General features: G+C 67.7%; 6 protein-coding genes. 2 read left to right on the top strand and 4 right to left on the bottom strand.

The genetic code is table 11. From position 1 onward, the window contains the following. Positions 1-62: 62 nt before the first annotated feature. The gene (locus tag ACIOKD_RS03835; protein ID WP_402077776.1) at positions 63-647 is read left to right on the top strand and encodes a 50S ribosomal protein L25/general stress protein Ctc; all 585 of its coding nucleotides are present in this window, start codon (positions 63-65) and stop codon (positions 645-647) included. Positions 648-749: 102 nt separating this feature from the next. Beyond that, positions 750-1361: an aminoacyl-tRNA hydrolase gene (gene pth / locus ACIOKD_RS03830; RefSeq protein ID WP_402077774.1), complete on the top strand. Its 612-nt coding sequence runs from the start codon at positions 750-752 to the stop codon at positions 1359-1361. Between the two features lie 18 nt (positions 1362-1379). On the opposite strand, the gene ACIOKD_RS03825 is transcribed toward pth, so the two are convergent. From ACIOKD_RS03825 to ACIOKD_RS03810, 4 genes are read right to left on the bottom strand one after another with little or no spacing between them, the layout of a single operon-like run. Further along, entirely contained in the window at positions 1380-3527 is a 2148-nt protein-coding gene (locus ACIOKD_RS03825; protein WP_402077772.1) for a DEAD/DEAH box helicase, read from the bottom strand. After that, complete coding sequence (gene brxD, locus ACIOKD_RS03820; protein WP_402077769.1) at positions 3524-4849, bottom strand: BREX system ATP-binding protein BrxD; 1326 nt, start codon at positions 4847-4849, stop codon at positions 3524-3526. The genes ACIOKD_RS03825 and brxD overlap by 4 nt, the downstream gene beginning before the upstream one ends. Then, positions 4846-7803 (bottom strand): BREX-2 system phosphatase PglZ, encoded by a 2958-nt coding sequence (gene pglZ, locus ACIOKD_RS03815; protein WP_402079143.1) that lies wholly within the window; start codon positions 7801-7803, stop codon positions 4846-4848. The genes brxD and pglZ overlap by 4 nt, the downstream gene beginning before the upstream one ends. A 2-nt stretch (positions 7804-7805) precedes the next feature. Continuing rightward, the gene (locus tag ACIOKD_RS03810) at positions 7806-11699 is read right to left on the bottom strand and encodes a DUF6079 family protein (RefSeq protein ID WP_402077767.1); all 3894 of its coding nucleotides are present in this window, start codon (positions 11697-11699) and stop codon (positions 7806-7808) included. Between the last annotated feature and the right edge of the window lie 195 nt (positions 11700-11894).

The following is an 11894-nucleotide window of genomic DNA, read 5'->3' as shown; positions in this document are numbered from 1 at the left end:
AGGCCGATGGTTCGGCCGGGTGACTCCCTTTCCCTGGCTTCCCTGTTCTACGAGGAGTGACCATGTCCGAGGTCAAGATCGCCGCTGAGGCCCGCAGTGAGTTCGGCAAGGGTGCCGCGCGCCGCATCCGCCGTGAGAACAAGGTTCCCGCGGTGGTGTACGGCCACGGTGGCGAGCCGGTCCACATCACGCTGCCGGGCCACGAGCTGCAGCTCGCCCTGCGTACCCCGAACGTCCTGCTGACCCTGGACATCGAGGGCAAGACCCAGCTCGCCATCCCGAAGGCCGTCCAGCGTGACGCCATCAAGGGCTTCCTTGAGCACGTCGACCTGCTGCTGGTGAAGAGCGGCGAGAAGGTCACCGTCGAGGTCTACGTGCACACCGAGGGCGACCTGGCCCCGGGCGCGTTCCTGCTTGAGCACGTGCTCAGCACGCTGACGGTCGACGCCGAGGCCACGCACATCCCCGAGTCGGTCACCGTCTCCATCGAGGGCCTTGAGGCCGGCGCCGCCATCCTCGCGAAGGACATCCCGCTGCCCGAGGGCACCACGCTGGCCATCGACGAGGACGCGGTCGTGCTGCAGGTCCTGGCCGCCCAGTCGGAGGAGCCCTCGGACGACTCGGCCACCGAGTCCAGCGAGGCCTGATCCCCACCGGATCACCGCTTCACCATCCACCGGCCGCCGCTCCCCAGGGGGCGGCGGCCGGTGCGTATCCGGTCAAGAACCATTACCCAGGACCCAGGACCCATGGGAGTGACGGACGTGACCACGGAACCAGGCGCCCCCTGGCTGATCGTGGGGCTCGGAAACCCCGGCCCCGAGTACGCCATGAACCGCCACAACGTGGGCTTCATGGTGGCCGACCTTCTCGCCGGGCGGATCGGCGGCAAGTTCAAACGGGCGGGCAAGGCGCAGGCCCAGGTGATCGAGGGGCGGATCGGCCCGCCGGGTCCGCTGAACCGGCGGGTGATCCTGGCGAAGCCGATGTCGTACATGAACCTGTCGGGCGGTCCCGTGACGGGCCTGCGGGACTTCTACAAGGTGCCGACGGCCAACATCGTGGCCGTGCACGACGAGCTGGACATCGACTACGGGGTGCTGCGGCTGAAGCTGGGCGGCGGCGACAACGGCCACAACGGTCTGAAGTCGATGACGAAGGCGATGGGTCCGGAGTACCACCGGGTCCGTTTCGGGATCGGGCGCCCGCCGGGGCGTATGCAGGTCGCCGACTTCGTGCTGAAGGACTTCTCCTCGACGGAGCGCAAGGAACTGGACTACTTCGTGGACCGGGCGGCGGACGCGGTGGAGGCTCTGGTCATCGAGGGTCTGGAGCGGGCGCAGTCCGCGTACAACTCCTGACTCGGATCGAAACAGGGCTCAATCTTCGTTGAGCAGGGCAGACCAACGGGCAGGTTCCGCAAGTACGGCTGCTGCGCCTTCGGGATCCGCCAACCGGGCAGCGAGCGTGGCCACAGCCAGCTCCTCAGGCAGGGCGACAGCGAACTTCAGACCTCGCAGAGCTCGGGAATCCACCTCTGGGACGCTCAGGCGCCCTGCCGTCTCGTCCCTCGCCTTCCTCAGTTCCCGCTCGGTGACGTCCTCTCGGAGTCGGATGTACCCGTCCGTGGGACGCTGCAAAGGATCGGCTACTGAAACGAGAGTCGCCGCCAAGGTCGCGTTGGCGCGGTGACCGGCCCAGGTCCACCAGCGCACGTTGGTGTCGCGTCCGCCACGGAGTACGACGGTGCCGCCGGGATGAATACGCTCCCAGCCTGCCTCGCGTGCTTTGTGCAGAGCTTCTGTGGCACGTCGTGTCAGCACGACCGCCGGGTCGGCGCCCAGGAGGACATCACGCACCGCCCGTGTGAGGGCGAATGAGGATCCTTGGAGGAATCCGGCACCTCCCCAGCGGGCTTTGCCCCCGCCATCGGTGGGCTCCACGAAACATCGACGACGGGACCAGTCGATGTAGGTCACCTGCCAGCTGCGGCCGGCGAGCAGCAGGCGTCGAGGACCCTGCACCCGTTCCGTGAGGAGCACGGGGTCAGTAGTGCCGATCTCGTTCCGGCCGAACAGGACGGTGAATTCCGGTGCGGCGGTGAACACGGCGGTGAGGTCCATGAAGTGTCGGAAGCCGAAGCGTTGTTCGGCTTCCGGGCCGATGAACAGCATGCCGTCGTCCCGGTCCAAGAAGCCCTGGTCCAGCAAATGCCGAACGATCGGTTCGGCCTGCGGTCCGAACGGCCCGAACTCGCCCCACCAGTCCTGCCACAGCCTCTCGCCCACCTGCCGCTCCTGCAGGCACAGGGCGAGCACTTGTTGAGCGACGATGTGGCGTGGTTCAGGAGGTGGTTCGACGGGTTCCACCCAGCCTCGCGACCACTGGAGCAGGAGTCCCGCGGCGGCAAGAAGCCCATCCTCGTCAAGGGTGAGAAAGAGGCAGTTGCGAGCCGAGCCCGGTCGTCTGCCGGTCCGGCCGATTCGCTGGAGGAAGGCCGCGACGGTGGAGGGGGCATCGATCTGGATGACCCGGTCCAGGTCCCCTACGTCAATGCCGAGTTCGAGCGTGCTGGTGGCGATGATGACGCAGTCCCGTGCCTCGGCGAATGCCTCTTCGGCGCGTCGTCGTTCGTCTGCGGAGAGCGAGGCGTGGGAGAGAAAGGCAGTCACACCCCTGGCGCGCAGCATTTCGCCGAGGTGTTCCACCTGTCGCCGGGATTCGCAGAACACCAGACGTTTTTCTCCCTTATGCAGGGAGGCGATGACCTTCGCAGCATTGTCCAACGATCCGACGTAGTCGAGTTGCACGTCTACGGTCGGGTGTTGCGCTCCCTCGTCCGGCATCGACAGGTGCGGGGCGACGACTCGGGCGGTACGGGTACCGGCGTTTGCCCCTTGCAGCCATGTCAGCAGTTCTTCGGGATTTCCGACTGTGGCCGACAGCCCGATTCGCTGGAGCGGGTGTCCGGCGACGCGCTCCAGGCGTTCGAGGACGGCAAGCAGGTGCCAGCCTCGGTCGTCTCCGGCAAAGGCGTGGATCTCGTCGACGACGATCGCGCGGAGTCCGGAGAAGAAGGTGTGGTGGTCGACGTGTGCGCTGACGAGCATCGACTCCAGGGACTCGGGCGTGGTGAGCAGAATGTCGGGACGGTCTCGCAGGATGGTCCGTCGTCGGGTCTGGGATACGTCGCCGTGCCACAGGGAGGCCGTGCGGCCGAGCCAGGAGGTGTACGTCTCCAGGCGGGGCAGCAGGTTGTTGAGGAGCGCCTTGAGGGGGCAGACGTACAGGACCGATGTGCCCGGCCAGCGGTTCTCCCCCATCTTGGACAGCAGGGGGAAGAGCGCTGCCTCGGTCTTTCCTCCCGCGGTGGGGGCGAGGAGCAGTGCGTCCGCGCCGTCCATGAGCGGCGTGATGGCGGCCTGTTGCAAGACGCGAAGGCCGGGCCAGCCCAGGGAGTTGGCGATGTGGTGCAGGACGACCGGGTGGAGCCGGTCCGTGGGGTCCTGGGGTGTGGGCTCGTTCACAGGTCGAGGGGGATGTCGTCGGCACGGTCGCCTTCGGCGGCTGCGTTCCGTTCCACTTCGGTGAGTTCCGCAGTGTTGAGGGTCAGGGCGTAGTGCCGGTGCGGGTCGAAGTCCGGGAACTGGTCGACCCGGTCGAGCACGTCCGAAACCAGTTTTTTCAGGAACAGGCGGGGTGCGATACCCACTTTGCCGCCGAGGCCTCCTGCCACGGCACGCGCGAGTTCCTCGATGTACGCGTCGTCGGCGACGGTCTGGATGCGGTCGGCCGCGCTGCTTTCCCGGGCGTAGATGTCTCTTACCCGACCGCCGAGTTCGGTGAGGGATTCGACGGTGAATCCAGGAAGCCGTAGTTGTACTGCGCGCGGATTGTCGAAGCGGGCGTCCGTGGTGAAGTCCGTGGCCAGGCGCTGGGCGAGCGGGGGGAGACGCTGCGCCCCCTGCGCGCCGTCGTAAAAGGCGGGCGTTCCGGTGATGAGGAGATACAACCCCGGAAACCGTCCGGCGTGGACTTCGTCAATGAGCTGTCTCAGGGCGTTGAGTGCCTTGTCACGGGCATCCGATCGCACGCGCTGAAGTGTCTCGACCTCGTCGAGGACGAGCAGCAGTCCAGGATGTCCGGAGTCCCTCAGGACCGTGAGTAGGCCCTGGAGGAAGCCGAGTGCACCGAAGTGGTCCAAGTCTCCCCGCACCCCGGCACTGCGGCGGGCGGATGCGGCGACATGCGGCTGGCCACCGAGCCACGCGATGAGCGACTCGGCCGTCGCCTCGTTCTCTGCCTCTTGAGCACGCCGGTAGCCGCGCAGGGCGGCGGCGAACATCGGAGCGGTGCGTGACACTTCGGCCAGGCGTGTGGCGAGGAGACCTTCAGCGGCCTCACCCAGTCCTTCGTCGGTGGCTCCGGCGGCAAGGGCGTCCTCTTCCAGGGCATAGAACCAGGCGTCGATCACCGGGCGGAAAGCGCTGGGCTGGAAGCTGGCCGTGGCGAGGCGTTCGGTGAGCCGACGGTAGACGGTCTCCAGTCGGTGCAGAGGGGTCTCGTTCTCGGAGACCTGGACCTCAGCGACGGCGAAGTTGCGCTGTTTGGCGCGTTCCGCGAGCCAGCGGGTGAAGAACGTCTTGCCTGAGCCGTACTCACCTCGGATCGCCTTGAACACTGCTGATCCCGTGGCGACGGAGTCGAGTTCGGCGTCCACTGCTGTTTCGAACCGCCCGAGGCCGACAGCGAGCGCGCCGAGGCCAGTTTCGGGGACCGCTCCTCGGCGCAGTGCGTCGATTAGCTGTCGGCGACGCTCCGGGCTGAGGGTGTCGTGAACCTCCCTCACCTCTTCCCCCGGCCGCCACGTGGTTCGTCCAGGCCGAACTGCCTTCGCAGCAGCGGTACGTCGAGCCTGAGCGAGCGTCCGTTGTCGATGAGCGTGAGGACTTCCGACTGGTCGTAGTTGAGCACCCGCTGAAGCGTGGCAGCAAAGCCTGCTGCACGAGCAGTCCGCTTGCCGGCCCGTTCTGCGACCACCGTGACGGGGAGGATGCCGTGGGCTTCCGCCAGGGCACGTACGGCAGAGGCGATAGCGTCAAAGGCTTCGTTGCGTGGCAGAGAAGCGAGTTGTGCGTCCATGATCTCGGAAGCTCGCAGTGCTTCGACGAGGAGATCCGCAGGAGAGATCGGATCCGTTGCCATGGCGCGTGCGGGTTCCGTCGTCGCGACGGTGTCGAAGGACAGCAAAGCACCCTGGCCGGTTTCCAGCTCGGCCGCCTTCTGCCGTTCGGCCTTCGCGCGCAAGGCGTTGGCAGATGGCTGCCGCTTTGTTGCATGGAGTGTGGCGCTTCGAGGCTGGTCGGCCACAAGCAGCTCGCCGTCCAGGGACCACCACGACGGGCGCTGCGGTCCGAGTTCACGCCACCCCTTGGGCACGGGCGCGCCGTAGGGAGCGAAGGCCAGGACGGGAATGCTGGCTTCGGTGAGGGCGGCGCCTCCGTGGTATCCGGCTTGCCGGTTGCCGTAGCGCAGGGTGGTGTCCCACAGGGCGGTGATGCGCTGCTGAGCCGCGACGACGCGCCGGCCGGTCAGGAGTACCTCGCCTCGGCCCGCGGGTGTCGTACCGCTGCGATGGCGTGCGGAGAGCGCGTCGGGGACGTTCTCCTTGTCGGTTCCTCGGTCGAGAACGTGTCCGTGGTCGGACGTGATGATCACGGCTCGTCCGCCGATGCGGGCCAGAGAGAGAAGTTCTTCCATTCCGAGCAGTTCGTTCAGCTGCCAGTGCGACATGGCCCGGTCCTCGCCGAGCCGGTCGTCCACGGTGTTGACGACGACGGCGACATGGGTGTTCGGGTCGGCCAGCGCCTCGGTGAGGTCGTTCCCAAGAGGGTGTCCTGCCTCCCCTCGCAGGTCCGCCTTGTGGAAGAGCTTGACCGTGGCGCCGTTCCAGAAGCGGTGCGCGGCGAACCTGCTGCGCTCTTCGTACTGGTCGATCTCGGTCAGTTCACCGGCGAACAGCGACCCTCGGGAGACCTTGGTGACCGTGGGCAGGGCGGCGAGCATGCCGCGCCGGTGCTGGGGCTCGTCCGTGTCGGTCACCGGGTCGTACTCGGCCCAGGAACGGGTCCGCAGCTGTTCCGCGAGGCCCGCTGCAACGGCTGCGCTCGCCCCGTCGAGTACGACGAAGAGGAGTGCGGGGGTTTCGGTGCGGGTGGCCCGGGACGGTTTGACGACCGGGGCCAGCACACGGCGGGCGAAGTCCTCCACGACGAGGGCGTTACGGGGCGCGGAACCTGCCCTCGTCTCCTCGGCGAGACGGGCCGCGAACCGTTCGTCGATGCCGTGTCTGCGCGCCTGCACGGCTGCGATCAGCGAGGCGAAGGCCGAGGGGAGTTCGGGATGCGCACGATCTCCGTCCGTGATCCATCCGAGTGCGAGGTCGACCCACGCGTAGTCGGCGATGTGGCGCTGGACGGCTTCGGCCACCGTCGTGAACTCGGTGGCCCGCGCCTGTCCCAGCCACTGGATCAGGCGTTGCGCCATGCGTACTCGTGTCAGGGAGTCCCGGTGGCTTCCTAGGGCTGACAGCTCGTGGCTGGTCAGCTGGTCGACGGCATCCCGGAGTTGCTGGACGCGTCGGGGTACCGGGCTGGTCTCCGAAGCGGTGGGAACGCACCGGAGGAGTGCACGGGCGACGACTCCGTACCGGGCGTACTGCCCGGCTTCCAGCAGGTTGCTGGAAGCAGCGGCGTCCTCCGCCCCGAGTTCACGGATCAAGGCGTCGGCACGGGCCATGAGCACACGGGGATCAGGGCTGCGGGGGGCGGTGTCGTCCTCGGCGTTACCGGCGGAACGGCCCGTCAACAGGACGCGGGTGAAGTCCTCGGCTTCGGCACCGAAGGCGGTGAGGGTGGCGTCGTCGAAGAGCCGGCCGCCGAACTTCAGCTCGGCGCGTCCTCTGGCACGGTCCGCACTCGCCTGCGCGCTCGGCCCCCACAGGGCGGCGCACACCAGTCCCATGGGTACGGTGTCCGGGCCGTGCCCGGCTTCGAAGAGCGCGAACAGGGCGGCCAGAGCCTGGTGCGCCCGAAGACCGACTCTGTCGGGATCCGCGATCCATTCGGTCAGACCGCGTCGTTCCTGTTCGCGCAGCGACATCAGGCGTTCCGCGGTGCCGGGTGCCAGTGACCAGCCGAGCAGGGCGGGCAGGTCGATGCCGGCGGCGTCCAGCCTGTGTGCGGAGGTGGAGAGCCGGGTGGCGGCGAGCCGGGACAGCGCGGTGTCCCGGGAGAGCACGGCGCCCGGTGTCTTCGGCCAGTTCTCCTGCCCGGCGGCGTCGATGAGGGCTTCCGCGGCCCAGCTTTCGGCCGTGAGCCGCGGATCCAGATCACGGGCGCTGAAGAGCCTGCGGACGACCGCCCAGGGTTCTATCGGGTAGATACGGTTGCGGTACACGCGGGCGAGCAGTCCCGGGCCGAGGTCGGCCTCCTCCGCGTCGGTGAGGATGGCGAGGACGTCCCGGCCGTCCGCGGCCTCTGCGTCCTGTCCCTGGGTGCTGATGACGTCCAGCACGGCAAGGGGGGACACCGCAGCGGTGATCTGGGCCGTACGCCCCCGGCTGAGCGTCAGCCGCTCGGGGCCGTTCCAGTGTGGTTCGGCGCGGATGAGTACGGTGCGGGGCTCGCCCTCGGTGAAGGAGCGGGCCTCAAGGACTTGAGCGACGGCGGCGGGATGGGCGGCCCGCGGCCGGGCCTGCCCGATCTCGGGGCCTTGCGGTGCATCGGTGGTGCTGTGGTGCATACTCACGGCTGGTCAACTACCTGCCACGTCACGTGGATACGGGTGTGCGGGTCGGTTGCGTCGAGCGAGTCGAGCTCGACGCGCAACCGGTCGGCGGCTTCGGCGGCACTGACTTCGTACTGCCCGCCGACGGCCGGGACGCGTGCGCTCGCATCGGCCTGCCCGCTGCCGTCGTCCAGGGGGAAGCGGGCCGGCGCGGGTACGGGCGCGGGCGCCGACGGCTGCGGGGTGGTCGTGGTCGGCGGCTGAGCTGCATTGGCCCGGCGCAGGATCCTGGTGAGTTCGGTCTCCGCCTTCGTCAGCGCGGGTTCGAGGCGTGCGGCAAGCTCGTCGGCCTGTGCCGTGCCGTGCAGCGAGTCGAGTACGGCGCGGGCGTCGGTGCCGTACGGCTCCCGCACATCGCGTGCCATGGTGAAGACGCTGTTCCACGGTGCCGAGATCAGTGCGTCCTTGATTTTCTTGGCGCTGGTGAGGGACTTGCCCAGGCGTTCCTGCGCGGCACGGTCACCGATCTCCGGGTCGGCCAGCAGGTTCACGACGGCGAGCGGGTCGTGCCGGTCGGCGCCGGCAAGTTCCTCGACGAGGGTCATCGCCCGGCGCGCGGTGCCGAGCCGCCCGTCGTCCGTCTCCGTGTCGAGGCCGAGCTCGTCGGCCCGGTCCTGCAGTATGTCGACCAGCTGTCCGGCTGCGATGCGGTAGCCCGCAGCCGTCTCCCTGAGCTTGTTGCTGAACTCGGCGATGATGCGGGCCCGGCGCATCCTCGACATCGGCGATTCGCCGAAGATACGCGCCGCGCTGTCCAGGGCTGCTTCCCACGCCTCCTGGGTCGGCCGTTCCTGAGCACGGAGGCTGTACGCGGGCCTCAGTGCGGTCGGGTCCGCGATTTCGACGGGTCCGCCGTGCTGGGTCCACACCCGGTCGGTGCGCTCGGCGTACGCGCACAGCACGAGGTTCGCGAGGAGCGGGTCGAGTCCGTACGGCAGCGGCTCGTCGATCCAGTCGAGGAGCAGCTTTACGGGGATGTCCTGGTCGTCGTACGCCGTCCCGGCCTTCTGCCCGAAGTGCTCCTCCCAGTGGCGGCCCAGTTGGAAACGGGCTTCGTGCATGGTGCCGAGCTTGAGCCCACGCTGGCCGGCGACGCGCGCCATCAGGGGGCGGTCCTTCGGCTTGACCTCGACGACCTCGGTGCCCTCGTCGGAGGCGACGCGCAGATACCCGAACACGGTCTTCACGTCCGCGGCCTTCACCGACAGTCCGTCGTTCTGCGGGTCGAAGTCGGGGTGTGCCGGGAACTGGTGGGCGAGAGCCTGGGAGGCGATACGGCGTACGGCGTCGTACAGCGGCTTGTTGTACTCAAGGGTGATTTGAGGCATGTCGGGCACAGCCAGGACGTGCTCGTCATACGCACCGACGAGCGCCGAGTCCTTGGGAGCGAGCCCGTAGGCCTGCTTGAGCGCGGTGCGCACCCGCTCGGTCAGCGAGCGGCGGTGGTTGCGCAAGGCGTCCTTGGCCCGCTCGCGGTCGTTGGGGCTGAGGTGCCCGGCGTACGACTCGAAGCGCTGCCCGTTGAGGACGTAGTCGATGGTGACGAGTCGCTGGAACTTCAGGTACATGTCGTGGGTGAAGTGCGCGGGAATCCATCCGATGGTGCGTACGTCCTCGCGGTCCGGCCGCTCCCTGAACCGCATGATGCGGTCGCGGTCCTCGGCTTCTCCGTAGACGTCATCGAAAGGTACGTCGACGATGATGCGCCAGCTGCCCGGCTGACGGGGCTTCACCTTGTCGTCGATGAGGGAGTTGGCGTCGGCGAGGTTGCCGAACAGGACTTCCACCGAGCGCTTGGAGCCACGCCACACGAGGTTGAGCTGATCGTCGAACTGGCCCTCGCTCACCGCGAGTTCCTCCCACAGCAGCCGCTTGAGGAGACCTCGGCGGTTGTGCGGGTTGTTGTTGTTGTGGGCGCGGGTGATGACCGATTCGTAGTCGACGCCGACGAGTTTCAGTGAGATTCCGGCGTCCGGCCCGTCGACGTACTCGATCTCGGGAAAGACGGAGGCCCACTCCTTGGCCTTCTTGGCGACTTCCTTGGCCTCGAAACCGCGGACCCGGGAGGTGACCACGCCGTGGTTGAGCGCGGTGAGCCGCTTGACGGTGAGATTCTGGAAGGCGGGCACGGAAGGCACGAGGGCGGACAGCAGAAGGGTCCCGATGAGCCGGTTGTCCGTGATGTACGACTCGACCCTCTCCCGGACAGCCGGGTCGAGCGCGTCCGGATCGCGGTGATACGCCTCGACGTCGTCCTCGCTGATCTCGTACTGGCTGAACAGGTACGGCTGGAACTTCTTCTTGTAGAGGTCCTGCGCCGACAGAAACTGCTCTTTGAGGGTCTGGGTAAAGGGGGCGCTGCCACCCCGGTGCAGGACCTCGTACAGGTCGCCGAGCGGGATCAGCTGGCCCAGCGGCAGGGTCTCCCGCTGGTCGTGCAGCATCTGCCCCATGAGCTTCAGACCGGTGCGGGAGCGGGAGAGCGCTTCCGCGACACGCACCAGTGTGTCCATGAAAGCCGGCGAAAACGGGAACGCCAGGCGGAACGCCTGCTCGTCGGCGGCAGTGACATCCGTGCTGGAACCGAGCAACGCGTCCCACACGTCGGGCTTGACGCGCTTGATGTTGGAGAAGGCCTGGTCGATCCGGGCCTGGGCGTCCGGCACATCCGTCCGCGCCTTCAGCAGCCGCTCGTGGGCGATCACCGGGAGATCGCTGTCGGGCAGCGGGATCGTCCGGAACCGGTCGTCGGCGAGGGACAGCGTGTCCTGGATGGACACCTCGGCGGACCCGAGTACGGCCTCGTCCCCGACGAGGTCCCGCAGGTCGCGCTGGCGAGCGATGAAGGAGATGACGGGAATGGCCCGGGTGGCGTCACTGCCCTCCACGAAGTTGGTGATCTTCGCGGCCTGTTCCGAGACGAACTTCTCGTCCCGGATGTGGTTGGCGAGCCACAGGATCAACTCGTCGAGGAAGAGCACGAGCGCGTCGTAGCCGAGCGCCTTGGCGTGCGCGGCGATGATGCCGAGCCCCCGGTCGAGGGAGACGAAGGCCTGCCGATCCTCGGCGGCGTCCTGGAACAGCCCTTTGAACCAGGTGGTGAGCGCGTCGGACACCAGCTTGGCGCGCAGTCCTCCCGGGGTGACGGGCTCACGGATCCAGTTGGGGTCCTCGTCGTTGAGCCGGTCCTCGTCGACCTGTTCGGCTTCGAGGGCGGTGTCCAGCTTCTCGCTGGTCCAGAACACCGAGTCGCCCCACTTGTCCTGGGCGTTCTCCCCCGGCAGCCCGTCGATGAACGCCTCGTCACCCATCTGCGCACGGTGCCCGCGAATGTTCGTGAACAGCGCGTCGGTCCGGTAGACCTGCGGGATCGGCGCATCCGGATGCAGTCGGCGTACGTGCTCCACGTACCCGCCGAACACCTTCTGCTCCAGCGACTTGCCGTCGAGCATGTGGAAGGGAAGCAGCAGGAAATTCGTGTCCTGGACCCATCCGTGCTCACGCATCGCCCCGGCGAATCCGTCGTGATTGCGTACCCTGAGCGCGGCTTGCTCCTGAATTCCGAGCAATGCGGCCAGTACCGCCATGAAGTGTGACTTACCGGAACCGAACGAACCGTGCAGGAAGGCTGCCTTGGAGCTGCCACTGCTCATCGCGGACTGAATGAGCGTGAGCGCGTCACCGAACCGCTCCGCCAGCTTGTCCGTCAACACGTACGCGTCGAGGGCCTTGCCCAGTTCGGCATCGCTGCCGAGCGCCTCCGTGAGCTTCAGGACGAAACTCTCGTGAGTGATCGTCTTCGGGATGTCGATGACCTCACGCAGCAGCGCCTGCTGGGTGGGCTGTGTCATCGCGTATCTCCTCGTGTGTCCCGTTGTCGTGCTCGTCACCGCCGCGTCCGGATGCAAGCCGGATAAGTCCCCGTACATACCTATGCGCCGGGATCCGCTCTTCCTGCTGTCGGGTGTACGCCGCCGAAGCCGGCCCCCGTGCCGTCGAAAACACCCCGTCACAAGCACCCCGGACCACCGGACCTGCCCGGCCCG

This window comes from Streptomyces sp. NPDC087844, assembly GCF_044742785.1.
GTDB lineage: Bacteria > Actinomycetota > Actinomycetes > Streptomycetales > Streptomycetaceae > Streptomyces.
The sequence above is the reverse complement of the archived record's forward strand: the minus strand, read 5'-3'. Positions and strand labels throughout refer to the sequence as shown.